This window comes from Paenibacillus sp. FSL R7-0026 (assembly GCF_038004485.1).
GTDB classification, from domain to species: Bacteria; Bacillota; Bacilli; order Paenibacillales; family Paenibacillaceae; genus Paenibacillus; species Paenibacillus xylanexedens_A.
Map to the genome: position 1 here is coordinate 3,071,061 of NZ_JBBORG010000001.1, position 22,443 is coordinate 3,093,503.

General features: G+C 43.7%; 20 protein-coding genes. 16 read left to right on the forward strand and 4 right to left on the reverse strand.

Translation table 11 applies throughout. From position 1 onward, the window contains the following. Positions 1-38 precede the first annotated feature (38 nt). The gene (locus MKY44_RS13830) at positions 39-890 is read right to left on the reverse strand and encodes a helix-turn-helix domain-containing protein (RefSeq protein WP_341007515.1); all 852 of its coding nucleotides are present in this window, start codon (positions 888-890) and stop codon (positions 39-41) included. Positions 891-1,019: 129 nt separating this feature from the next. On the opposite strand from MKY44_RS13830, the gene MKY44_RS13835 reads away from it, so the two are divergent. Further along, on the forward strand, positions 1,020-2,960 hold the full coding sequence (locus MKY44_RS13835) for a glycoside hydrolase family 127 protein (protein WP_341007516.1): 1,941 nt from the start codon (positions 1,020-1,022) through the stop codon (positions 2,958-2,960). 101 nt (positions 2,961-3,061) lie between these two features. Here the strand turns inward: MKY44_RS13835 and MKY44_RS13840 are convergent, their stop codons facing one another. Beyond that, positions 3,062-3,412 (reverse strand): winged helix-turn-helix transcriptional regulator, encoded by a 351-nt coding sequence (locus MKY44_RS13840; protein WP_341007517.1) that lies wholly within the window; start codon positions 3,410-3,412, stop codon positions 3,062-3,064. Between the two features lie 131 nt (positions 3,413-3,543). Here MKY44_RS13840 and MKY44_RS13845 point away from each other — a divergent pair, with 131 nt between their 5' ends. The 11 genes from MKY44_RS13845 (at position 3,544) to MKY44_RS13895 (ending at position 13,556) form a co-directional block, all read left to right on the forward strand. After that, entirely contained in the window at positions 3,544-4,200 is a 657-nt protein-coding gene (locus tag MKY44_RS13845; protein ID WP_341007518.1) for an ABC transporter permease, read from the forward strand. A 9-nt stretch (positions 4,201-4,209) separates the two neighbouring features. Next, positions 4,210-5,124 carry a glycine betaine ABC transporter substrate-binding protein gene (locus MKY44_RS13850; protein WP_341007519.1) on the forward strand — a complete coding sequence of 305 codons (915 nt, stop codon included), beginning with the start codon at positions 4,210-4,212 and terminating at the stop codon, positions 5,122-5,124. Further along, positions 5,108-5,908 (forward strand): ABC transporter ATP-binding protein, encoded by an 801-nt coding sequence (locus tag MKY44_RS13855; RefSeq protein WP_341007520.1) that lies wholly within the window; start codon positions 5,108-5,110, stop codon positions 5,906-5,908. The genes MKY44_RS13850 and MKY44_RS13855 overlap by 17 nt, the downstream gene beginning before the upstream one ends. Next, positions 5,905-6,531 carry an ABC transporter permease gene (locus tag MKY44_RS13860; protein WP_341007521.1) on the forward strand — a complete coding sequence of 209 codons (627 nt, stop codon included), beginning with the start codon at positions 5,905-5,907 and terminating at the stop codon, positions 6,529-6,531. The genes MKY44_RS13855 and MKY44_RS13860 overlap by 4 nt, the downstream gene beginning before the upstream one ends. A 3-nt stretch (positions 6,532-6,534) precedes the next feature. Next, on the forward strand, positions 6,535-7,503 hold the full coding sequence (locus MKY44_RS13865) for a zinc-binding alcohol dehydrogenase family protein (RefSeq protein ID WP_341007522.1): 969 nt from the start codon (positions 6,535-6,537) through the stop codon (positions 7,501-7,503). A gap of 13 nt (positions 7,504-7,516) precedes the next feature. Next, on the forward strand, positions 7,517-8,170 hold the full coding sequence (locus MKY44_RS13870) for a hypothetical protein (protein ID WP_341007523.1): 654 nt from the start codon (positions 7,517-7,519) through the stop codon (positions 8,168-8,170). Positions 8,171-8,400: 230 nt separating this feature from the next. Then, positions 8,401-9,141, forward strand: coding sequence for a type I methionyl aminopeptidase (gene map / locus MKY44_RS13875; protein WP_341007524.1), 741 nt, complete (start codon positions 8,401-8,403; stop codon positions 9,139-9,141). Positions 9,142-9,305: 164 nt separating this feature from the next. Then, a complete protein-coding gene (locus tag MKY44_RS13880; protein ID WP_341007525.1) occupies positions 9,306-10,544 on the forward strand; it encodes a DUF418 domain-containing protein in 1,239 nt (412 codons plus the stop codon). A 1,025-nt stretch (positions 10,545-11,569) separates the two neighbouring features. Then, positions 11,570-12,130, forward strand: a complete 561-nt coding sequence (locus MKY44_RS13885; RefSeq protein ID WP_341007526.1) for a class I SAM-dependent methyltransferase — start codon at positions 11,570-11,572, stop codon at positions 12,128-12,130. Positions 12,131-12,300: 170 nt separating this feature from the next. After that, positions 12,301-12,693, forward strand: coding sequence for an ArsR/SmtB family transcription factor (locus MKY44_RS13890; RefSeq protein ID WP_341007527.1), 393 nt, complete (start codon positions 12,301-12,303; stop codon positions 12,691-12,693). Beyond that, complete coding sequence (locus MKY44_RS13895) at positions 12,690-13,556, forward strand: aldo/keto reductase (RefSeq protein ID WP_341007528.1); 867 nt, start codon at positions 12,690-12,692, stop codon at positions 13,554-13,556. Before MKY44_RS13890 ends, MKY44_RS13895 begins: the two co-directional genes overlap by 4 nt. On the opposite strand, the gene MKY44_RS13900 is transcribed toward MKY44_RS13895, so the two are convergent. Continuing rightward, a complete protein-coding gene (locus MKY44_RS13900; RefSeq protein WP_341007529.1) occupies positions 13,550-14,899 on the reverse strand; it encodes a response regulator in 1,350 nt (449 codons plus the stop codon). The genes MKY44_RS13895 and MKY44_RS13900 overlap by 7 nt on opposite strands. Continuing rightward, positions 14,899-16,608: a sensor histidine kinase gene (locus MKY44_RS13905; RefSeq protein WP_341007530.1), complete on the reverse strand. Its 1,710-nt coding sequence runs from the start codon at positions 16,606-16,608 to the stop codon at positions 14,899-14,901. The genes MKY44_RS13900 and MKY44_RS13905 overlap by 1 nt, the downstream gene beginning before the upstream one ends. 317 nt (positions 16,609-16,925) lie before the next feature. Between MKY44_RS13905 and MKY44_RS13910 the strand changes: the two genes are divergently transcribed. The 4 genes from MKY44_RS13910 to MKY44_RS13925 all read left to right on the forward strand — a co-directional run bounded on the left by MKY44_RS13910 (position 16,926) and on the right by MKY44_RS13925 (position 22,426). Continuing rightward, on the forward strand, positions 16,926-17,810 hold the full coding sequence (locus tag MKY44_RS13910; RefSeq protein WP_341009851.1) for an ABC transporter permease: 885 nt from the start codon (positions 16,926-16,928) through the stop codon (positions 17,808-17,810). 18 nt (positions 17,811-17,828) lie between these two features. After that, positions 17,829-18,698 (forward strand): carbohydrate ABC transporter permease, encoded by an 870-nt coding sequence (locus tag MKY44_RS13915; protein ID WP_017688372.1) that lies wholly within the window; start codon positions 17,829-17,831, stop codon positions 18,696-18,698. 254 nt (positions 18,699-18,952) lie between these two features. Further along, positions 18,953-20,638 (forward strand): hypothetical protein, encoded by a 1,686-nt coding sequence (locus MKY44_RS13920; RefSeq protein ID WP_341007531.1) that lies wholly within the window; start codon positions 18,953-18,955, stop codon positions 20,636-20,638. A 72-nt stretch (positions 20,639-20,710) separates the two neighbouring features. After that, on the forward strand, positions 20,711-22,426 hold the full coding sequence (locus tag MKY44_RS13925; RefSeq protein WP_341007532.1) for a discoidin domain-containing protein: 1,716 nt from the start codon (positions 20,711-20,713) through the stop codon (positions 22,424-22,426). Positions 22,427-22,443 lie beyond the last annotated feature (17 nt).

Consider the following 22,443-nt stretch of genomic DNA (forward strand, 5'->3'; position numbering starts at 1 on the left):
GTTTAGTTTTTCAATGTACAACTTCCCTCTGAGTTCAACTAATGCAGATATTTCTTGCGAAACTGAAGAGGAGATGTTCCAACACTTCGCTTGAAGCAGGTAGAAAAGTAAGGGGAATATTGAAAACCCACTTCAGCAGCTATACGATCTATTGACCATTCCGTCGAAACCAGAAGCTGCTTGGCCCGTTCAATCCTGAATTGTAATAAGTAATGAACCGGTGTGACACCGTATTTCATTTTCATACAGCGAACGATGTAGCTAGGGTGGAAGTGTAGCGCTAATGAGAGTGTTTCATTGGTGATCTCTTCTTGGTAGTGTTGCTGGATGAAAACCGCTACGTTCTCGGCAAGCCGTGAAGCAGGTGTTTTGGCCATATCGGAGATGCCATTTTCAAGTGTAGCCAGAAAGCGGAATAACAGTTGCTGCTTCTCCCAGAAGGAATCACCTACCGGCAGTTCCAACAGCTGTTGCATTAGATCAAATGCGAGCTGGGGACTTAGTACCGTGGATTTCTTAGGTATTCGTATTGATTTTGGCTTATCGAATGGCGATAACGGAATTATCGCTTCCGATTCTTCTATTATGGGACTCTGATGCCAGTTCACATGCTCAAAATGAACCCAGTAAAACGTTGTTTCCTGTTCGCAGGGCTTGAACGAGTAATGCTCACCTTCAGGTAGTAATACCAGTGCATCACCTATGCCAAGTGTCCATTCCGTCCCGTTCTCACCGATATGTAGTTCTCCATTAACCACGAACAGTACATCAAACAGGCCGAAATTTCTTCGATTAGGATGACGGTCGCCTACACGGAACGTTGAACGGCCAGATTCCCAGTAATATGGAAGAGGTGGGGTTTGTAACGCAACAATTAATTCTTCATTCAATGAATTGTCCTCATTTTTTAGTGTCATTTTGTATAGAAAAAAGCTCATTCCATTCCTACTCTCACTTTAAGAAAAAGCATATACTCGACTTTGGAAAGAGTCAAATTTTATACTTTTGAGGTGTGTTTAATGGGACAAAACCAGATCCAAATTCAAGACCAATTTTGGAATGCGTATACCAATCTTGTACGAGAAACGGTTATTCCCTATCAATGGGAAGCTCTGAACGATAGGGTAGAGGACGCTGAGCCTAGTCATGCAATTCGAAATTTCCGTATTGCTGCTGGCTTGGAGCAAGGAGAGTTTGGCGGATGGGTATTTCAGGACAGTGATCTCTACAAGTGGTTAGAGGCCGTTGCTTATTCGCTCCGTCATCATCCAGATCAGAGGTTAGAGAAGATCGCCGATGAATCTATCGAATTGATCGGCCAAGCCCAACATGACGATGGTTATCTGAATACCTACTTCACGATCCAGGAACCTGGAAAGCAATGGACCAATCTTTACGAAGCTCATGAGCTGTATTGTGCAGGCCATTTAATTGAAGCAGCGGTTGCTTATTATCAGGCGACAGGCAAGCGGAAATTGCTAGACATCTCTTGCCGATTCGCTGATCAGATTGATCGTATGTTCGGAACGAAACCGGGACAAATAAGGGCCTACTGTGGTCATCAGGAGATTGAATTGGCTCTGGTTAAGCTATACGATGTTACGGGAGAAGATCGTTATTTGAACCTTAGCCGATACTTCATAGATGAACGGGGTAAGCTGCCTAATTATTTTATCGAGGAATGGGAAAGCGGAAGCCGAACAAACATCTGGTCCCAGGGAGCGCCTAATCTTGAGGTCTATCAATCTCATCTGCCTGTTCGTGAGCAAAAGGTAGCTGTTGGACACTCCGTTCGGGCAGTTTACATGTACACGGCGATGGCTGATCTTGCGAGATTAACAGGTGACGAGGGGCTGAAGGAGGCGTGTGAACGACTTTGGTCGAACACAACAGGCAAACAAATGTATATTACCGGGGGCATTGGTTCAACACATCTCGGGGAAGCCTTTACGTTTGACTACGATCTTCCGAATGATTCCGTTTACGCGGAGACCTGTGCCTCGATTGGCTTGATTTTCTGGGCACGTCGCATGCTTCAATTGGAAGTTAAGAGCGAATATGCGGATGTGTTGGAGAGAGCGCTATACAACAATGTGCTGGGCAGCATGTCTATGGATGGGAAACACTTCTTTTATGTCAATCCACTTGAGGTGTGGCCAGAAGCAAGTCTCAAAAATCCTGATAAACATCACGTAAAGCCCGTCCGACAGAAATGGTTTGGTTGCTCCTGTTGTCCTCCAAATGTTGCACGGTTGCTAGGTTCGTTAGACGAGTATATTTACGACGTGTCTGAGAATGGCAGAACGATCTATACCCATTTGTATATTGGAAGCAAAGCCTCATTCGAGCTTGCCGACACCACAATAACTTTGCATCAACGCTCCGAGTTACCTTGGAACGGTCATGTTGAATTCTCGGTTCAGCTTCCCAAAGACAGCGAATGTGCCGAGTTCGAGCTTGCGCTGCGTATACCAGATTGGTTTCAGGACGGAGAACCAACGTTGAAAGTAAATGGTAAACGGCAAGATGTGCATGTTGAGAATGGTTACGCCAAAATAAATCGCAGCTGGTCAGATGGTAATACAGTGGAGTGGTTGCTTCCGATCGAGCCGAAGTTAGTTGCCGCACATCCTTTTATTCGGGCAGATGCAGGTAAGGTAGCCATTCAACGCGGCCCGCTTGTTTATTGCGTCGAAGAAGCTGACAACGAAGCACTGCTCACTTCACTCGCGTTGGCTGCGGAGCCACAATTAACCGCGTATGCTGATCCAGATTTGCTAGGTGGTTGTATCGTGGTAGAAGGGGATGGTCTCGTGACTGACGACAGCGATTTATGGTCAGATGAGAAGCCGTACCGTTCTTATATTAAGCAGACAAAGGCTGTACGTTTCAAGGCCATTCCCTATTATCTGTGGGGTAATCGTCTGGCTGGTGAGATGAGCGTGTGGCTACGCTATTAAAGAGGAGGTAAGGACACACTTTTACTAATCCACAAAAGTGATCACCAAAAAAACGAGTGCACCGTGAACATGGATGCACTCGTTTTCTACTGTCCGTAATCCTATACGTCTGTATCGGTCGAAGTATCCTCATTGAGCTTCTTATAATCCATTCCCCATGTTTCCATCACACTTATGATGGGCCTCAGCGTATTACCTAAATCACTCAAGCTGTATTCGACTCTGGGCGGTACCTCCGCATATACGGTGCGAATGACGATACCGTCTCCTTCCATGGAACGCAAATTTTCGGTTAATACCTTTTGACTGATTTCCGGAATACTTTTGCGAAGCTCACCGAACCGTTGGGTTCCTTTCAGAAGATCTCTCATGATAAGTAATTTCCACTTGTTCCCTATTAAGCCAACAGTTGTTGCTACAGGGCATTCAGGCAACTCTTTTTTGGTAAACATTTAAGCTAATCCTCCAATAGTTACTTTTTGGTTCCTATCTAATAAAAAGGTGCCTACTTTCAAAACGATTATAATGCTTATATTATAAAGCTGTCGAGGGAAAAGCAAATTGAATGAAGGGAGGGAACATATTGCAAGAAAGCTTGTGGATGCAATTGGTAAACTATTTCTCAGATCATGGGCGTGCTTTCTTCGCTCTGGGACGAGAGCATGTACAGGTCAGTTTACTGGCATTGCTTTGTTCTGCATGGATCGGAATAACACTGGGATATCTAACCATCACATACAAACGCTCGGAAAAGTGGATTGTATCGCTCATTCAGATTTTGCGGATTGTACCTAGCCTGGCTGTGTTACTTCTATTATTACCGTTAATGGGCACTGGCACGAAGCCAGCGTTGATTGCTTTAATCTTATTGGGGGTACCTCCCATACTGATGAATACCATTTCCGGTTTGAACCATATTCCTCTATCCATTCTTGAATCTGCTCAAGGGGCGGGCATGTCAGATCGTCAAATGATGTGGAAGATCAAGTTCCCTCTTGCTGCACCACTCATTCTGACAGGCATCAAAACAGCTGCCATTGAAATTATCGCCAGTGCCACCTTGGCGGCCAAGATCGGAGCTGGGGGATTCGGTGAAATCATTTTTACCGGTCTGGGACTCAATCGAATGGATTTGCTTCTAATCGGCGGGGGAGCTGTGGCAATCTTAGCCATCTTCATCGGAGTTTTGCTTGATATATCCGAACGAATTTTATTTCGATATCAATTTTTGCAAAGGTAGGAAAAAGACATGAAAAATAAAAAGAAAAAAATCTATATCACAACTTCACTTATCATCGTATTATCGCTCTTTTTAAGTGCCTGTAGTGAGCAAAAAAATCAGTCTTCGGAAAATAAAGCAACATCAATTCGAATCGGCACCAAAGATTTCACCGAAAATCTGATTGTGGGAGAACTTTACGCTTTGGCCTTGGAGGATGCCGGTTACCAAGTAGAGCGTGTACCTAATATTGCGGGTTCTGTGATCCATTCTTCCATTGTAAATCAAGATATCGATATGTACCCCGAATACACAGGCACCGGTTTGTTAGCCATCCTGAAGCTGGGCTTATTGACTGATCCGGATGAAGTATATGCCACAGTGAAGGAAGAATATAAAAAACAATTCAACTTAACCTGGCTGGAATATTCCAAAGCCAATGATGGAGCAGGACTCGTCATTCGTGCAGAAGCCTCGGAAAAATGGGGGATCAAGACGATTACTGATTTGCAAAAGCATGCAACCGAGCTTCGATTTGCCTCCCAAGGAGAAGTGGATCAGCGTGCAGACGGTATTCCGGCATTGGAAAAAGTATATGGCAAGTTAAACTGGAAGTCCTCCAAAGTCTACGACAATAGTCTCAAATATGAAGTACTTAAAAATAATGAGGCAGATGTTGCACCTGCATATACGACAGAAGGACAACTCGTAAATAAAGATCGGTACATTCTATTGGAAGATGACAAACAAGTATGGCCCCCTTACAACTTGGCTCCTGTCATCCGTGATGAAGTATTGTCTGCACATCCAGATATTGCTGAAGTCATCAACAAAATCAGTTCGGCACTGGACACAGACACGATCACAGCACTTAACGCCAAAGTGGACGTCGAACAAGAAGAATATGAAGACGTGGCAAAAGCCTTTTATGAATCCATCCAATAAACGTAATGGTAATATGGGGCCACCAGCCATCGAATTTCATCATGTGTGCAAAACCTATGCACAATCCAATGAATATGCAGTGAATCATGTGAATTTGTCTATTGAAGAAGGGGAGTTTATTACGATACTAGGCTCCTCTGGATCTGGAAAAACAACACTTTTGAAAATGGTAAACCGTTTATACGAACCTTCTCAGGGGAACATTCAGATGTTTGGAGAAGATATTGCGGCTATAGATCCCGTGATGCTGAGAAGGAAGATTGGTTACGTCATCCAGCAGGTTGGATTGTTCCCGCATATGACCATCGCGAAAAATATTGCTACCGTACCTCGTCTATTGAAATGGGATAAAGAGAAAACGGAGCAGAGGGTCTCCGAACTACTGCATCTGGTGGGACTGGATCCTCGGACGTATGAACATCGTTATCCTTCCCAATTATCGGGAGGACAACAACAGCGAATTGGACTCGCCCGAGCTTTAGCGACCAATCCTGCGATCATGCTTCTGGACGAGCCTTTTGGCGCTTTGGACGCGATTACCCGTCTCCATTTACAGGACGAATTATTGAAAATCCATAGAGGATCGAATAAGACATTCCTGTTCGTCACACATGACATTAATGAAGCATTCAAGTTGGGGACCCGGGTCATTATTATGAATCAAGGGAAAGTGTGCCAGTTTGATACGCCAAAAGAAATCGTTAAGCATCCTGCCGATGAATTCGTAGCGTCGCTTATTCAATCTTCAAGGGAGCAAGAACGTTTCTGGGAGGACTTAGAATGATCGACTATGCCATCAAACATCCAGATAAGTGGGGAAATGCCCTGTTTGAGCATGTGGAAATTCTGGTCATAACCATGTTGATCTCCATTATTGTTGCCGTGTTTCTTACCATCGTAGTGCTGACTTCGGACTGGGTGTCACGCGTTTTCATTTATGTTTTTTCCATTCTGTATTCCATCCCCAGCTTGGCCATGTTCACCATCATGATTCCTGTGACGGGGTTGGGTACAACGACGGCAATCATCGTGCTGATTCTATATAATCAATACATTCTTCTGCGCCACTTTATCGCCGGTTTGAATCATGTGGACCAACCTATCATTGAGGCAGCTACCGGGTTGGGCATGAGTCGTTTGCAAATATTGATTCAGATCAGGGCACCCTTGGCGATTCAAACCCTTTTTACAGGACTGCGACTTGCATCTGTATCTACGATTGGCATGGCGACCATTGCTGCATTTATCAACGCAGGCGGGTTAGGAACGATCTTATATGATGGTTTACGCACCATGAATATCGATAAAATTCTATGGGGTAGCATCCTGTCCGCAGGACTTGCCCTAGCGACAAATGCAGTATTCATTCAGTTGGAAAAACGAATCTATATCGGAGCGGGGAGATAAATTATGATGAAAGCAGTTGTACTGGAAGGTGCCTGTGCACCTGAAGAACTAAAGGTACAGGAGATTCCCATTCCCAAAGTTAAACCCGGCTGGGTGTTAATCAAGATCAGAGCATTTGGCATTAACCGCTCGGAAATATATACAAGGCAGGGGCACTCACCCTCCGTACAATTTCCGCGGATCATTGGTATAGAGTGCGTGGGGGAGATCGAGGACGCATCGGACAGCACATTCCAAAAAGGACAGCATGTTGCTTCTCTGATGGGAGGATTGGGGCGAGAATTTGATGGAAGCTATGCGGAATATGCTTTGATTCCTTCAGAGCAAGTGTATCTCATTCCTGGTGGGATGCAGTGGACTACGCTCGCTGCCATTCCGGAAATGTATTACACGGCATATGCATCTTTGTTTGAAAGTCTTCAATTAACTATGGGAGAAGTACTTCTCATTCGTGGCGGGACCAGTTCCGTTGGCCTGGCTGCCCTCCAGCTTGCCAAAAGCGTAGGAGCTACCGTCATATCGACCACTCGTGACAGCGGAAAGCTGGCGTATCTTCAACAGGCGGGTGCGGACTTCGCAATACTGGATGATGAACATTTTACGAATAAAGTAGTTGAAATTGCTCCAAATGGCGTAGACAAGGTGCTGGAATTGATCGGAACGGTGACCTTGAAGGAATCTTTACAATTAGTTTCGGAGCGAGGAATATTATGCATGTCAGGCATCTTAGGCGATGAATGGACCCTTAATTCATTTGAACCATTGGTTGATATACCGACAGGCGTTTTCTTTACCGCCTTTACCAGTGAAGTTATTAAAGAAACAGTGTTGGTCAATCTGTTTAATCATATCAAGGACCATGCGCTTATCCCGCCCATTGCGAAAGTGTTCAAGCTTGAAGAAATAGCAGCGGCTCATCTGTTCATGGAGAGTAATACAGCGAATGGTAAAATCGTAATCATTAATGAATGAGGAGGAAAAAGCTATGAGCAATCGGATCATGCATTACAATCTGGAGACGATTCCAGAAGGAGCACAACCTCACTCGGTTACTGCCACCCCAGTTCAAATGGGCGGTCGTCAGACATTACGAGTTACGTTAACGGATGAGGTATCCCATGGTGAACCAAACGTTGATTTCATCGACATGCCGACATTCTTGAAAATTCCTGTCGAATTCAAGAATGGAACTTTATCAGTGGACATATTAAGCAGGTTACGAGATGATGCTCCGGCATATGCACGCGGATTTGCAGGACTGGCATATCGCATATGTGACCATGAGGATGCCTTTGAAGCCGTTTATATTCGTCCGCTTAATGGCTTAAAGACACAACCGGAGGCGCCTCGTGACAAACGTGCCCTCCAATATTTCGCATATCCGGATTGGAAGTTCGACCGACTGAGACAGGAATACCCGGATGGTCGTTTCGAAGCGGGAGCAGACATTGGTCCTGGGGAGTGGGTTAATCTTACGCTAGACATTGACGATACTAAACTGAAAGCTTATGTCGATGGGACCGAATGTATTTCTTTAGATAAGACTAAAGGAACTGTAATTACAGGAGATATCGGACTATTCGTAGACATCGGCACAGAGGCTTTCTTTTCTGACCTTAAGATTACGATCTCCAATTGATCAACGTCATGTTCTCTTCGCAAATAAGTATAAAAGAAAAAAACGAAGGCGATTGCCTTCGTTTTTTCTGTTTCAATTGACATTGCCTATTTTGAACCCATCGGATTTTGATCTGTGAGCTTGATAAAAAAAGTTGCGAAGCTTTGCTGCTTTGGATATGATTATCTAATGTTCAATCAAAAAAATACTTATGTAATCAATTAATGATAAAAGATAGTGAGGTAGAAAAAATGATCGCAAGAACAGAAGAAGACTTTAATGGCTTGAAGGAAATTGGCAAAATTGTTGCTTCTATTAGAGATGAATTGGTTAAAAGAACTATCCCAGGCATAACCACTAAAGAACTTGATGATTTGGCAGGAGAGCTTTTTGAGAAAGCTGGCGCAGTTTCTGCTCCAAAAAGTGAATATAATTTCCCAGGATTTACTTGTATTAGTGTTAATGAAGAAGTGGCACATGGTATTCCGGGAGATCGGGTTATTCAAGAAGGGGACATCGTCAATATTGATGTGTCTGGCTCCAAGAACAGTTATTTTGCAGATACGGGACTCTCATTTGTCGTAGGCGAAGGTGCAGAAGTGTTAACGAAAATATGCGACGTTGTTAAACTGGCATTTGAAGCAGGTCTTAAAAAAGCAAAACCGGGCTCCAAAAAAAGCGGAATCGGAAAAGCTGTATTCCAAACTGCCAGACAACATGAATTAACGGTTATTAAAAACCTTACAGGACATGGTGTTGGACGTGGAATACACGAAGCACCTGATCACATCTATAATTATAATGACCCATCGGATGATGAATTGTTAAAAGAAGGAATGGTTATCGCATTCGAGCCATTTATCTCAACTTCAGAAGAAGAAGTAGACCAAACAGGAGACGGCTGGACCTTTGTTACTAAAAACAGCTATGTAGCTCAAATAGAACATACCATTATTCTTACTAAAAATGGTCCGATTATTGTCACTCTTTAAGGTGTTCAAACTGAAAGTCGCTAAATTTAGCGACTTTTTTTGTTTTATTGGTACGTTAAAATAAATCAAAATATAAACGTTCGCTTATTAATTTATGTTGAAATTATGGAAGGATTTAACGTATATTTAGATCTGATCTTTATGTTATAGACAGAGGTGATTGATTGAGCACATCAAAAAAGCGCGTTCAAGTCATTGATGGACTGCGCGGATTCAGTCTGGCCGGCATTGTGCTGGCGAATATGCTGGCTTTTCAATATGGAATCTATGGTCAGAGCAAACCCCAACTGTTCGGGATCGGCGGAGCAGATCAGGCTTTCCTCTCGTTCCTGCTGATCACTGTGGTGGGCAGTTTTATGCCGATTTTTGCATTTATGTTTGGCTTTGGAATGGTTAAGCTCTCGGAAAGCCTAAAATCACGAGATTTACGACCAAAGTGTCATCTGGCACGCCGTTTTCTACTACTATTTGGAATCGGATTACTGCACATCATCTATCTGTGGGAAGGGGACATCCTGACATTTTATGGCGTACTCGGTTTCTTCTTGCTCATGTTCCTTAATCGGAAGCCCAAAACGCTGCTCATATGGGCGGTACTGCTACTCGTGGGAGCGGGGATACTTGGTCTCCCGGCATCTAATCCGATGAACCCGCTGGCGATTGAGTCCATTCATATGGAGAACTACATCATTCAAAGTCAGAATGTATACGGTAGCGGCACATACGCGGAAATCAGGAATTTCAGTAATAACGGCGATCCATTCGGCGGGGATTTGGAGGTGTCATTCGCCTTATTGATCCTGCTGTTAGCCCCACTCATGACAGTACCGATGTTCCTGCTCGGCATGCGCGCTGCCAGAATCGGCACGTTTAGCGATCCGCAAGCGATGAGGCGTATTTTTCTTCGCCGTGCCTCGTTTTTGATTCCAGTTGGTTTGATACTCAAAGCATACGGTGTATTGGCGCCACAATTGGGTGCGGAAGGTTGGCTCGGTATCGGAATCGGGGGGACGCTTGGAGGATCGTTGCTTGCACTGGGATACATATACGCATTTGCGCTATTGTATGCTGGAAACCGCCGTTCCAGCCTGATGAGCAGGTTCGAGGCGGTTGGCCGTCTCTCGTTGACGAATTACCTGATGCAGAGCGTAATTTGTACGACAATTTTCTATGGATATGGCCTGGGGCTGTTTGGAAGTGCCGGCGTGTTCATAGGAGCAATTATTGCGTTTGCTGTCTACGGCATTCAATTGTGGCTCAGTCCGCTATATCTTAAGAAATTTAGCAATGGGCCTGTCGAGTACCTGCTACGGATTTGGACATATCTGTCCTGGAAAGGGCAGCCAAGAAAGAAGAAAAGATCGAACTTAACTACGAATGAAAACGCACCTAATGTCCAGTAAGCATAAAGTGTTATCGTGAAACGCAAAAAGAAGCTCGTTCCACCAAAAGAAAGGGCTTCTTTATGCCGTAACGATCATCTTCCTAAACTTAAAGCAAGACACGAATTATACTCTTAACGTTAACTTTGGACTGAAGAATAAGATATCTCCCTAGTGTTTCCTGTTATAATTAGTAATTATTTATAGATTCAACATATCAACTCTAATACATAAGCTAACTAATATAGTGCGGGCAGTGGAAAGGTAATGCGAAATGAAAGATGAAGCATATACATTCAACTGTTTCCACTCAAGCTTGAAAGGATCATTATTGTGCTAAAAATAATTAATTTTCTTCTTTTCTTGCTGATCATTTGGGTAGTCATCTTTTATCCTTTTCGTTTAGCTTGGTTTGAAGGTTTGAAACAGATTCCTGCAGATCTTCATGGTGTTTATTTACTTTTCTTGTTCTTTGGATATCTGATTTGTTCATCTGCTATGGGACTTATGGTTGGCAAGATGTTTTTTAAACGAAAAGAACAGTGATTATGGAGGGACTTCAATATTGTATGATCTAGGTGGGCATACAGATATTTTGCAAAAAGCTTAATGTTATATGAAGTTACATACTAAAAGACTTTCTCAAGAAAATAGAAGATTTGCACTCAGAAAAATATTTTTCATAGAATAATCTGCTGGAGTTCAGGTATTCAAAGAGTTTGAATTGTTGGTTTTATAATATCATTCAAAGTCGCTAAATCAGCGGCTTTTTTTTGTTTTATCCATGTAATTGCCTATCTTAAAGGTTGAGGGGAAAGAACTTATTCCAATAAAGATTTATGTAATTACGTTCCGTTTTTCTAAATACCCGCAGTCAAAAGGCTTGCGGGATTTCTTTACGCCATGTGGATCGGAGGGATATTTGTTATTTACAAATCTTGTTCTTTATATTATAGTTATTAAAGATAATTTATATCTACAATATCAGTTCCAAACAAGTGAACCGTAAATGTTCTTGCAAATACGTTTAGGTGAGGAGTATGAAAATGAATCCTAAGATACAAAGAAAAATTGAGCACTTGGAGAATATTGAGAGATTCCCAGCAGAGGAGTTATTTGAGTTTATACAGCTTAATAAAGAGGACGAACTATTAGACCTTGGGGCTGGCACAGGTTATATAAGCTTTGCTTTTGCTAAATATGTGAAAAGAGTAGTTGCATTGGATTACGATGATGATATTTTACAGTATCTGGAGGTGAAAGCTAAGGAAAAAGGCATAACCAATATTGAAACCATTGCCGCAAATTTCAAAGAGATGCCACTTGGGAACGAAAGATTTGAAAAGGCTGTTGCTTCAATATCCTTACACGAGGTTCAACCTCTTTCAATCGTACTGGGTGAAATTCACAGAGTATTAAAAGACAAAGGGATTTTTTTGTGCATTGAATTAGAGAAGTCGGTGATGCCTACTGGTCCAAGAGTTTCATCGAAGGACATGGAGGAGGAAATCATTAAGGCAGGTTTTTCAGTGATTAATACGATCCATTCACCGACGCAAGTTGCTAACCAACCCGTCTATATCATCATTGCACAGAAGAATAAATAAGTTCAATTTATAGAAGCCACTCCATTCGTCTGGGGGGCTTCTTCTTTTGCTAATGTATTCTTAAGACATGGGAAAAATAGGTTCTTGAATTTCTTTCCCGATGTACAGCCGAATCCGAGATTGTGATAGGCTGTATCTACAAAAGTATTACACGTTCTAAATGGAAGGGGATGATTTACCTGGATCAGGAACTTGCGACCACGATTGCTATCGAATTTAAGAACAATCAGAAGGTGTTGAATGCGATCGGAGACGAAACCCGGCAAGCCATCCTCATAGCCTTGATTCAAGGGCCGCAAAAACCCGGCATGCGCGTAGGAGAGATCAGGATGAAGACTCACCTTTCCCGGCCGACCGTATCACATCATCTGAAAATATTGAAAGAATCACAGATAATAAGTGTTCGCAAAGAAGGAACTCTCAACTATTACAGCCTTGACTCCCGTAGCAAGTTGAAATTGTTGAAAAACCTGGTGAACCAAATAGAAAAGTTGCTAGTACAATGCGAAGAACAAGCATCGGAACAACAAATAGGAAACACGGGGAGGGGGAATTGCGAATGAATCAGACAGTCGCAGCGGCAAACGGAGTGGACATTCCGCAACTCGGGTTCGGCCTATATAAGATTAAAGCCGGGGGGACCTTCAATAGGACTGTCGAGGAGGCTATTCGAATGGGTTATCGCCATTTCGATACAGCCAAAATTTACGGTAATGAAGCGGCGCTAGGTCGGGTCATCCAAAACACCGGCATTCCCAGGGAGGAGTTCTTCATTACCTCCAAGGTATGGACGACAGACCTGGGGTACCGTGCGACGAAAAAGGCATTTGAGCTGACTTGCCAGAAGCTGAACGTAACATATCTCGATATGTATTTAATTCATTTTGCCGGTCCTCAATACGTGAATGCCTGGAAGGCGATGGAAGAGTTATACGACGCAGGTAAAATCAAAGTTATAGGTGTAGCCAATTTCGAAATCCGGCATCTGGAGCATCTGAAGAAACATTCCCGGATTTCGCCGATGGTAAATCAGATCGAGACCCATCCGGAATTTCCGCAACACGAATTGCATGATTATATGGTTCGGCATCGGATTCTGCATGAGGCTTGGGGACCGTTGGGGCAGGGAAGCAAAGCGCTGCTGGAGCATCCGGAGCTGGCGGCAATTGCCCTTTGGCATCAGAAATCGGTTGCGCAAGTCATTTTGCGCTGGCATCTACAACGCGGAATTATTGTCATCCCCAAATCATCGAATCCTCAAAGGATAAAAGAGAACAAAGAAACATTCGACTTTGAGTTGAATGAGAAGGAGATGGAACAAATACGACGGTTGGACACGGGTAAGAGATATTCCGTAAGTCCGAATGGCTACATGGTCAACCCGATTTATATCAATTTAATGAAGTTATTTATTCGCTCTCATTGATGGATCATATTTCTGCGGTACTGGTAGGGCGTAACTCCGTATTCGACTTTGAACAACTGGATAAAATATTGATTTTTTCGGTAACCAACCATTTGCGCTATATCGGCTACACGAAGTGCCGAATCTTGAAGCAGTTGAGAAGCCTTCTCCAATCTTTTCCTGGAAATGTAGTTTGACACATTTTCGCCCGTCTCCTGTTTAAACAGTTTGGAAAAGTAGACGGGATGGAGATGTGCAACTTTCCCCAGTTCATCCAGGCTAAGGCCATGTGACAGATGCTCTTCGATATAGGTTTGCACTTTGTCAACGATGGTTTGAATGGACATCTGTTTGTTGTTTCTGATTCGATTGACCCGATCCATGAGAGTTGAGGATAGTTCATCAGGCTGCTCTAACTGATTGAACATCCAATCCACGGTTTCAGAGGTATCGTGATCCTTATCCGCCAGATATACATATAGAATGGTTTCCATGAGAAAGATTATTTTTTGTTTTCGGAGACGGATTTGATCATATTTTTTAATGATATTTCCGGCTGACTCCCAATCACCGCATGATGGAGAATGGTTGAATATGCCTATGAAGTCTTCTAAGTGTACATCCTCATTAAGGAAGAACCTGTAGAACATCTGACGGGTCACGTTTCGATCAGTCAATGAAAAAGGAGGGGACACGACCGAGTGCTCCAGTTTGATGGTCAGTTCCCCAGCAGCTTCTTCCGGAACAAGACCGAACAGTCGCGTTCCCGCAGTCCACACAAGACGATCCAATTTGTCTCCGACAGCATGTTTTATAACATCTTCATGTTCCTGTGTGAAAACCTCCAGCTTGAAGCAGCAAAAACGGCGTTTCCCTAAAAATTCAGTATAAGTATCATATTGCTTCTTTAATGTCTCGTTATGACCAAGAAGCGAAAGCAGATACCCCAATCCATCGAAGTTCTCCCATGCAACAGATTGAGCGGGCCGTGTCTTTGTAATATTGTTGATGGCTTTGGACATGGCTTTCTCCACATCATCTTTGTCGACAGGTTTGAGCAAGTAATCCAGCGCACCTAAACGGATTCCTTGTTGCGCATATTCGAATTCGGAGTAGCCCGAAAGGATAATCACTTTGGTTGGCAAGTTATGTTGGTGGATATGTTGAAGCAGATCAATACCGGAAACCTCGGGCATTCGTATGTCAGTGATCAGAATATCGATATGGTTTTGAGTCAACATGTCACGGGCTTCAATCGAATTGGTCATCGTCTCGATCTGATGAATGCCGAAGTTTTTCCAATCGAGCAAGTGCTTCATATACTCAACGACATAATGTCCGTCATCCACAATTAATAATCGCATTAGTTATCTCCTTTCACCTCGGGAATGCTGATGAGCAGCAGGACGGACAAGCCGCCCCAATCATTAGTAGTAAAATGTAACCCGCTAAGTTCACCGTACGTATTTTTCAGACGTTGATTTACATTCCAGAGCCCTACGCCTTTAATTCCTTCAGGCGGGGTATCACTCTCAAGCCGAGCCTCCAGGCTGCGGATATCATCGAGCGAAAGACCTTTTCCGTCATCGGATACCTTGATCGTTATCGCAGATTCCGTCTTTTTGACATCGATCGTCACCCGATGGGCACCTTGTTGTCCTTCAATGCCATGTTGAATCGCATTTTCAACCACTGGCTGGATGATCAGCGGCATGAGGGGAAGGGAAGACAGTTCTGGCGGCAGATCAATGCTGTACTCCATCTTTTTGCTGAGAGCCATAATGATCAGGAAATGTTCCGCAAACTGAAGCTCACTTTCCAGCGTGACTTCATGCCGGTCCAACTTGGTTAAATAACGATAATATTCAGCCAGATGTTTGCTCATGCGCATGACAGAATCAGGTGAGAACTGAGCCACCGACATGATGAAAAACAAACTGTTGTACAAAAAATGAGGATTGATTTGAGCTTGGAGTTGTTGAAGTTCCGCACTTCGTCTTAGTTCCGTTTCAGTCTTCAAGGATACAAACAGATCCTGGATCTCGGTAACCATATGATTAAAACTTCTGAACAGGCTGTAAAACTCTCTATCCGTATTTTCGGTAATACGTGTATTATGATTGCCTTGTTCGACCTGTGAAAACTTCCGCTCCAACAAACGAATATTACGGTAATAGTTCCGGTAAAACGTAAAGATCACAACCAGACCAAGCGTGAAAACGGCTAAAATGCTGGCAAAAAAAACTTTGCGGTTTCGGTCAATCGGTTGCAGAAAATCATTCGTCTGTGTATATGTAATCAGGTAGGCGTCGATTGATTCAATATATCGGGAAAGAACATAATAGTCGTCTGAATTGGTGTGATAATCATATTTCAAAGTGATCTCTGGCTGGGGCGTAAGCATTTCAGTAACCGCTTTCAAAAGATCATTATCGACTTCTTTCTCACTCCATATTTGTTGGGGGTTAAAGAGAAAAAAAGCGTTTGAGCTGTCGTTGTTCACAGCCTTTTTCAGCAGATTTTTCAAATAATCGGTATTCAGCTTTACACCAACCACGTACTGAGTAGGTTCATTTTGTCCGGATTTTTGGATGTAAGGGTAGAGGGCAAAGTAATATAAGCTATTGCCGACGATTTGCCATCCCCGTTGATGAACATCCTTGAACGGAAGTCTCGCCTCCGGCGTACTGTTGGTGGACAGAAACGTTTCTTCAGACTTCCAGTAAATGCCGATCGATTCAATCGATCGACTGGATAGGAGCGTTTGCCGCAAGCGATCAACGATATCGTTTTTTTTCATTTGGGAATCGTAATTGCTCAGCTCGATAACATGCCTCTGATAGAACCGCACATCACTGTCAGCTGCATACTGAACCCCGTACATATTAGCCTCGTATATAATCCCGTCCAGAATGCCTTTCACATAATCAAGCTGGTTTTTGGAAGCGCTGATCAGATTTTCTTCAAGTGTTTTGGAGCTCAATCGGTTCATCACGAAAAACAAACTCAACGTCAGCAGCAGAAAAAAAACAAAGAAATAGATAAATCGCTTCATATACATTTTTCTGATCATATGCGTTTCCTTTCATATCGCCAAACGTAGAAGTTTAAAATCCAGATCGGATTAACTTTAATATAAGCCAAACCTTCGAAAAGCGGAAGGGCAGCATCCGCGATAAATGAAAGCGGTTTTAAATTGGTTCAGGGCGGGGTGATGATCTTGAAATTTTGGCATTTTGGAGTGAAAGCGCTTTTGTTAAGCTTATCTTCAAGGATCGCTTTCGAAGAACCATCATAGAGGAGGTATGCAACATTAACGAGATTGTGCCCGCCAGATCCGCAAAAAAAACAAAAACAAAGCTTTCCCAGCGGACTTCATTCAAAAAGGAAATCAAGAAAAGCTGGCCTTTGTACGTACTGTGTATTCCCGCATTTGTGTTTGTCTGCATCTTTTCTTATGGCCCGATGGTAGGTTTGCTCATGGCATTTCAGGACTACAAACCATGGCTGGGTATCACAGGTTCACGGTGGATCGGGTTAGATAATTTCGAACGAATTTTCCAGTACAAAGAAGCCACACAAGCGATCATTAATACGCTGATTATTGCCGTTTCCAAAATTATTGTCGGTATTATCGTTCCGATCGTCATGGCTATTCTGCTGAGCGAGATCCGAAATATGGGCATTAAGAAAAGTGTTCAGACACTGGTGTATCTGCCACATTTCTTGTCCTGGGTAACGGTCGCGGGGTTGATGATCGACATTCTCGGATTAGACGGAGGAATCAATCACATCTTGACACGTATTTTCGGGAACGATCCCATTTACTTCTTGGGAGATCCTGATCTGTTTCGATTCACGGTTGTGATCAGCGATGTGTGGAAGAGTTTTGGCTTTGGCATGATTGTTTATCTGGCGACCATTGCGGGAATTAATCCATCTTATTACGAAGCGGCCGAGATCGATGGCGCCACACGCCGACAGCAAATTCGATACGTTACCTTGCCTAGCATGTTGCCCATGATTATCGTCATTTCTACGCTGAGTCTGGGCAATATTCTGGATGCGGGCTTTGATCAGGTTTTCAATCTGTACAATCCGCTTGTCTACAGTACGGGAGATATCATTGACACCTATGTCTACCGTTCATCCTTGTTAAACGGGCAATACGGCTTCGGGACCGCTGTAGGACTGTTCAAATCGGGGATTAGCTTGATCTTGATCGTTGTCTCTTACAGGCTGGCCTATAAGTATGCCAATTACAAAATATTCTAACAAGGAGGGAGAGGGATCATGTACCATAAAACGACAGGCTATAGAGTATTCTCCTATTTTAATTACGCATTCATGATACTGGCGGGTCTGGCGTGTTTTCTTCCACTGCTTCATCTGCTCGCGCAATCGCTCAGCAGCAAAGCGGCCATTAGCGGTAATATGGTTTCATTTTGGCCGGTGGGGTTCAACGTGGATGCCTATGTAAAAACGTTCAACAATTCTAATTTTAACGGTGCCATGCTGACATCCATCACTCGAACCGTATTGGGTACAACCATCAGCATGTTTATCCTTACCTGTGCAGGATATGCCTTGTCCAAGGAATTCCGAGGACGCAATGTGCTCATGTGGTTTTTTATCTTTACCATGCTCTTCTCGGGGGGATTGATACCTTCTTACATATTGATCACAGCCCTTGGATTAAAGGATACCATCTGGGCTCTTGTGTTACCGGGCGCTTTTGGTGCCTATAATTTGATTCTTCTCGTCAATTTTTTCAAAACGATTCCAAAAGCCTTGGAAGAAGCAGCTTTCATTGACGGAGCGTCCTTTTTCGTAATTCTCAGCAAAATATATTTACCATTATCTCTGCCTGGCATAGCGACCGTATCCTTGTTCATTATGGTGGGGCACTGGAACTCCTGGTTTGACGGGATATTGTACATGTCGGATGCAAGTAAGTATCCGCTGGCTTCGTTCTTACAGACCGTTGTCGTGCAGAGCAATATGCAAAATATGGCGATGAGCCAGTCCGAAGTTGCCGCAATGTCGGAGCAAAGCATCAAAGCAGCCCAAATTTTTGTAAGCACGCTCCCGATCATTTTGGTCTATCCATTTTTACAACGATATTTCGTGAAGGGGATTGTACTAGGAGCCGTCAAAGAATAGTTGATGTGACGAAAAATTGGATCACTATATGTTCAACTAAACATTTACACGATAACGGAGAGGACAGAAAAAGCCTGAAGAAGCGGAGCGTTCGCCTTTATTACCAGAATTTCACCTTTGTAAAAGTGAATCAAAAATTCTGGGAATAACAGCGATCGGAAGGTTGTTCTGTCATCGGAGTGCCAGTGTAAATATGCAATTAGTTGAACTTATATAGAAAACAAATTAAGTATGAGTGAAGGGGGCATGTTTCCATGAAGAAAAGAACTGATTTATGGAAAATGGTAAGTATGGTTATGCTGTCGGCTATTCTTGTGGCTGGCTGTAGCAAAGGGGAGAGTGTTTCCGAGACCGCACCGGCATCGGTGCTTAAGGACGGTAAATATGATCCGCCATTTACAATCACCATCGCCAAACAACAGGATGAGAATGCTGGAAAGTACATCAATGGTGAAACGTTGAATGACAATGTGTTGACCCGTTGGGGCGAACAGAACCTGGGTATCAAAATCCAAACCACCTTGCTGGGAGGTGATGCTTCACAATATAATACCAAGCTGCGGCTGGCGTTAACGGGTTCCGAGAAACTACCCGACGTTCTGCCCGTCTATGACACCATGCTGGTCAATGATCTGATCGAGTCGGGGCAGGTCAAGGAGATTACGGAAGACATCTCAACCTACATGCCTGACCGGATAAAAGAAATATACAAACAATACCCGACCACTTTCAATCCAGTGGTTAGGGAGGGCAAGGTCTACGGGATGGCGATTGCGCCGAATCTGACGGAAGGCGAAGTTATGTTGATCCGCCAGGACTGGTTGGACAGATTAAATTTGGAAGCGCCAACAACGATTGATGAGTTTGAACAAGTCATCGCGGCGTTCACTAATGAGGACCCAGATGGGAACGGGAAGAAAGACACATACGGCTTTACTTTTTCAGGTAAAGATTCCTACAATACGGGCTGGGTCAGCGATCCGGTCATGATATTCAGCGCATACACGGGCAAACATCTTCCAAGACAATGGCATAACGACAACGGCAAACTCACCTATGGATCTGTGGCTCCTGGCAACAAAGAGGCACTGGCCAAGTTACGTGATTGGTATGCAAAAGGGTACTTGAACAAAGAACTGGCCACCCAAGGGGCCTGGGATGCACTGTCTGATTTTACGGAGGGGAAAGCTGGTATCATCATTGGTCGTCCTTGGCTGTACGACAGTGTGAAGGACGTAGAGAAAAATGTGGATGGTGCAAAAATTAGTGCTTATCCGACCATTCAAGGTGTGAACGGTGATAAGACCTACCAATCCGCCCAGTTGAACGATGGTGTGTTCATGTTTAACAAGGATTTTCAGAACATGGAAGCCTTCTTCCTGTACTACGATAAAATGTACGACGCAGCGTTCAGCACCGGAGATTTTAAATACGGCTACGCGCAGGGATACGATTACGATATCGTTAACGATGAAGTCACTTTTGATCCAACAAAATTTAATATGCCATTAGAGGCTGTGCAAGGCGTTGGCAAAATGGCATTTACCAAAAATACACCGAGTGTTGATGGCCCCGGTCAATCCTACTACGATCTGGCGAATGGAGTTAAAGCCGACACGGGTGTCCTCATTCAGAGCGCTTCAAAAGATCAAACGACCCAGGACGGATATCGGATTTCGTATGAAAACAGAGATGTTTTACTGCCAAATGAGTTTAACGGTCCACCAACGCCAACGATGCAAAATGTGTGGGAACAGTTGACCACCATGGAACAAGAGACGTTCACCAAAATCATATATGGCAATGAGCCGCTTGAAGCATTTGATACCTTTGTGAAACAGTGGCATGAAAAAGGCGGAGACACCGTGATCGAGGAAGTTAACGAATGGTACAACCAAGCGAGCGAGACGGATGTAATGACACTGATGAATTTGAAATAAAGTCAAGTTTCACCTGGACCAGCCTTCCGGCAACAGGGAGGTTGGTTTCCTAAAAAAAGGAGATGATGCGACATGATCAAAGGTAAATCGTGGATGACTATCGTCATTGCATTGATGTTGTTAACAGTTCATTTAACGTCCTCCGCTCAAACCGTTCACGCTGCTGGTGAAGAGACCCATATTGCTGCAAAACTGTTTGTGCTGAAGAATGAATCCGAGGTATCCAATGCCAAAATCCATTGGGCACCTGTCCAGGGAGCGACTGCATACGAGTTGTATAGATCCGAGAACGATGAACCCTATCAGTTATTACAGACCTTAACCGGTATAACGACGGATGATTATGACCTCAACATAGGTAGCACGTACAAATATCAAGTGAAGGCATATGGCGGAACTTCCTTGTTAACCTCCGCTGTTTCGCCAGAATATACCCCCTACAGCCTTCCAGAGAACCTCACCACTTTTGATAACACAACGCAATCTACGCTCATGCTCCCGAATGAACTTAAAGTTGGAGACACCTACTACAGATTCAATTTCGTGCAAAAGTCATCAGGCGGTTTTGGCGAAATGATTCAACAGACGTCAACGGATGACATCACCTATGGTAACGACAAAGTGGTCCTTTCCTACACGGATCATCCCGATCTGGCGAATTCTAAATTTGAGGGGATCAATATCCTCTACCATGCGCCAACGAACAAATTTGTTTTTTGGGCTCACTATGAAAACAGTACAGACTACACACTTGCCAGAGTATCGGTGACTTCAGCCACGCCTGGAGAAGACTTTACCTTTCACAAAAGCTTTCGACCGGAAGGAAACCAATCCCGGGATATCTCCATTTTCAAAGATGATGATGATTCGGCGTATCTAATCTCTACGGCTAATAATAATTCAGACACGATTTTGTATAAGTTAACATCCGATTGGCTGGATGTGGATCATCAAGTTTCTGTTATTTATCAAAATCAACACAGGGAACTGCCCAAGATGATCAAAAAAGATGGCATTTATTATTTGTTCTCTTCCCAAGCGGCAGGTTGGTATCCGAGTATACCTTTGTATTCTTCGGCAACAAGCATAGACGGCGAATGGTCTGAATTACGGACGATTGGCAACACGTCAACCTTCTCGGCGCAGTCGGGTTCCGTCATGCGGGTGAAGCCAGATACGGGTAACAACGTGGTTATGGTTGCGTATCGCTGGATGTTCGGCTGGGCAGGTACGCAAAATGGGACAACGGAGGAACGACTGCTTCCCGTTTGGTTCTCCGATGGTTACGCATTTTATGATTATTTTGATCAAGTGCTGTACAACACGAGCGATGATGTCGTTGTTCCCGTTCAGAATGGAAAACTGCTGTCACAAGGTAAACCTGCAACAGCACAAACGGCCTCCGGAACGAACCCGGCAAGTTATGCTAATGATGGTAACTATCAAACCGAATGGATCGGCACAGGCAGCTCCTGGCCACATTGGTGGAAGGTCGACCTCGGCTCTGTTCAACAATTAAATAATGTGCAAATCTCCTGGTGGATGCAAAAAGGCTCTGAAGGATTCTACAAATACAAAATCGAGACCAGTACGGATAATGTAAACTGGACCGTGGCATTGGATAGAACCAACAATACATCGTACGGTTTCACATCAGATACGCTATCGAGCACTGCTGCTAGGTATGTACGAATTAATATGCAAAATGCGGCACTTCATAACAATCCCAACAATTGGTACACGCCAAGACTTTGGGAAGTGAAGGTATTTGGATCGGGCACCAATTAACGATTTTCCTAAAAGAA

Coding starts and splice junctions, on each gene's coding strand:
- MKY44_RS13835 (WP_341007516.1), top strand. CDS start 1,020: ATGGGACAAAACCAGATCCAAATTCAAGACCAATTTTGGAATGCGTAT.
- MKY44_RS13840 (WP_341007517.1), bottom strand. CDS start 3,412: ATGTTTACCAAAAAAGAGTTGCCTGAATGCCCTGTAGCAACAACTGTT.
- MKY44_RS13850 (WP_341007519.1), top strand. CDS start 4,210: ATGAAAAATAAAAAGAAAAAAATCTATATCACAACTTCACTTATCATC.
- MKY44_RS13855 (WP_341007520.1), top strand. CDS start 5,108: ATGAATCCATCCAATAAACGTAATGGTAATATGGGGCCACCAGCCATC.
- MKY44_RS13860 (WP_341007521.1), top strand. CDS start 5,905: ATGATCGACTATGCCATCAAACATCCAGATAAGTGGGGAAATGCCCTG.
- MKY44_RS13865 (WP_341007522.1), top strand. CDS start 6,535: ATGATGAAAGCAGTTGTACTGGAAGGTGCCTGTGCACCTGAAGAACTA.
- MKY44_RS13870 (WP_341007523.1), top strand. CDS start 7,517: ATGAGCAATCGGATCATGCATTACAATCTGGAGACGATTCCAGAAGGA.
- map (WP_341007524.1), top strand. CDS start 8,401: ATGATCGCAAGAACAGAAGAAGACTTTAATGGCTTGAAGGAAATTGGC.
- MKY44_RS13885 (WP_341007526.1), top strand. CDS start 11,570: ATGAATCCTAAGATACAAAGAAAAATTGAGCACTTGGAGAATATTGAG.
- MKY44_RS13890 (WP_341007527.1), top strand. CDS start 12,301: ATGATTTACCTGGATCAGGAACTTGCGACCACGATTGCTATCGAATTT.
- MKY44_RS13895 (WP_341007528.1), top strand. CDS start 12,690: ATGAATCAGACAGTCGCAGCGGCAAACGGAGTGGACATTCCGCAACTC.
- MKY44_RS13900 (WP_341007529.1), bottom strand. CDS start 14,899: ATGCGATTATTAATTGTGGATGACGGACATTATGTCGTTGAGTATATG.
- MKY44_RS13905 (WP_341007530.1), bottom strand. CDS start 16,608: ATGATCAGAAAAATGTATATGAAGCGATTTATCTATTTCTTTGTTTTT.
- MKY44_RS13915 (WP_017688372.1), top strand. CDS start 17,829: ATGTACCATAAAACGACAGGCTATAGAGTATTCTCCTATTTTAATTAC.
- MKY44_RS13920 (WP_341007531.1), top strand. CDS start 18,953: ATGAAGAAAAGAACTGATTTATGGAAAATGGTAAGTATGGTTATGCTG.
- MKY44_RS13925 (WP_341007532.1), top strand. CDS start 20,711: ATGATCAAAGGTAAATCGTGGATGACTATCGTCATTGCATTGATGTTG.